The following is a 1909-nucleotide window of genomic DNA, read 5'->3' as shown; positions in this document are numbered from 1 at the left end:
TCACCTTTTCGCACGCAAGGGTCCAGTCAACGAGATGGCGTGCTCGATATTGCGCAGGGTCACGACACTTCACGAACCAAACTGAGAGTTTGTAATCGCGACAGAATGCGATTTCCCCTTTCATCCCCCAGCAGTTCAGGCGCCAGAGCCGGCCAGACTTCCAGCGCCTGCTCAATAGTGCTGATTACTTCGCGAAGAATAGGTTTGGGATCAAGCTTTAGGAAGCTTGCAACCCTTTCGAAGCGATGAAGGTTCACATGCTCGAAACTGTGCGTTTTCACAAACCGGAGTGCCATGGTGTCCGCTGGCATATAGAGAACTGTCGGTACGATGTCGTAGGCTGGAGACAGCCGTATTTCACCCGGCCGCGGGAATAGGAAAGACCAATTCTTCAGGTGGCTGTCGCCGTTGCCGATCAAGACGTCGGCGACAACGCGGCGTACCGCCTCCATGATGTCGTCACGATGGTCGGTGCTGAAGCGTCGAACCACGTTAATGATGGTCTCTGTCGTGGCCATCGTGTATTTTCGATCACCTATCGCTCCAAGGATCTGACCGGCATCTTCCATATGAATGCGAGAGCCCTTTCCCGCCCGGTCGAAGCGGTCCACCACCAAGACATTCTTTCCATGCGCCAATAGCTCTTCGGGCACTCCTTTCACAGCATTGCGAGGGGCCAGACGGCACACCGCAGTCCTGACTCCGATCGCGCTTGCCAATTGCATGGCGCCGAATTCGGCCTCTGGAAGGCCTGGAAATCGCTCACTTCCAACCTTTATGATGCAGCGACCGGTATCTCGATGACCGGGGATCGTTAGCCGCTCTCCGTCAGGATTTGCCGTAAACTTCAGCTGGATACCGGCCAGGGAAAACTTCACGGTTCCTGCGGGAAGTGGTGCCTTGAACCCCTGCACGTTCTCCAGGGTAATCGGCCCTGCCGACGATGGTACATCGGTTTCAGGGACCACGAGGACAGCGCCCGGCAGGTCCGCGCCAAGCCGGGTCAGGACATCGAATTCATCGTGGTTACCTGGCCCCATCTCGGTCAGAACGAGATCTCGCAAAGCTCCCTCCGGAAGCAGCCCTGAGAACCACGGCGGCAGCGTACCGTGCAAACCGATCTTGTCACCTCGTCTGGCTAAGCGATCGCGCGTGCTTGCGTCATCCTCGGGGTCATACCATCCAAGACTCAGGATAGGACGGTTCGCGTCGCGAAGGTAAGGCTCCGCAACGATGAATGCGACGCCACCGTCGGCATCACGGGTCAACGTCCCAGCTCTCACCGTGCCACGCGTCCGATCAAGAATGTGGACACCGAGTATGGCTGACATCTTTGCCATCAGGGTGCCTCGTCTTCATCGAGGTCGACGAAAAGCTCGTCAAATGCATTGGGGGCCTGCGCCGTGTGGTGATGATCGTTGCTCTCATTAATGAGATGTCGCACAGCAGCCAATCGCGATCTGGGCACCAAGACCGGCAAGAGGTCGAGTGTATCACAGATTTCGGCAAACAACGTCAGTCGATCGCGTCCTAAGCGGTTGTTGGTGAGGTCACGCTCCAACTCCGATATCCGCGCCCGGTCGCGACCAAGCCGCTTGGCGAGTTCGGGCTGGCTGAGCCCTCGCTGCTTTCGTGCAACAAGCAGTTGCTCTCCGAGCATGTTGTAAATTGACGAGCCCATGCGGAATTTCGCCTCGTTTGCTTTTAATGAGCGGAATACCGCTATGAGCTAACATAACAACACATGCGGAATTACGCAACATCTGACACCAGAAAGCGGAATATCGCTTGAAAGCCTCTGAAAGTCGATTGCAATCGTATAACCCTCCAGACACGAACGTACCCTCGCCGAGCTCACGAGACTTAAGCGCCTCGATGCGCAGATGCGTCAGAAACTGGCGGCTGATCG

General features: G+C 56.4%; 2 protein-coding genes. Both read right to left on the bottom strand.

From position 1 onward, the window contains the following. Nucleotides 1-59: 59 nt before the first annotated feature. Nucleotides 60-1340 carry a type II toxin-antitoxin system HipA family toxin gene (locus AB6803_RS33065; protein ID WP_371112789.1) on the bottom strand — a complete coding sequence of 427 codons (1281 nt, stop codon included), beginning with the start codon at nucleotides 1338-1340 and terminating at the stop codon, nucleotides 60-62. Further along, a complete protein-coding gene (locus AB6803_RS33060; protein WP_371112788.1) occupies nucleotides 1340-1681 on the bottom strand; it encodes a helix-turn-helix transcriptional regulator in 342 nt (113 codons plus the stop codon). The genes AB6803_RS33065 and AB6803_RS33060 overlap by 1 nt, the downstream gene beginning before the upstream one ends. Nucleotides 1682-1909: the final 228 nt, after the last annotated feature.

The sequence above is a fragment of the Rhizobium sp. RCC_161_2 genome (genome assembly GCF_041355235.1).
In the GTDB taxonomy this organism is placed as follows: Bacteria; Pseudomonadota; Alphaproteobacteria; order Rhizobiales; family Rhizobiaceae; genus Rhizobium.
This window is presented reverse-complemented; position numbering and strand designations above follow the sequence as displayed.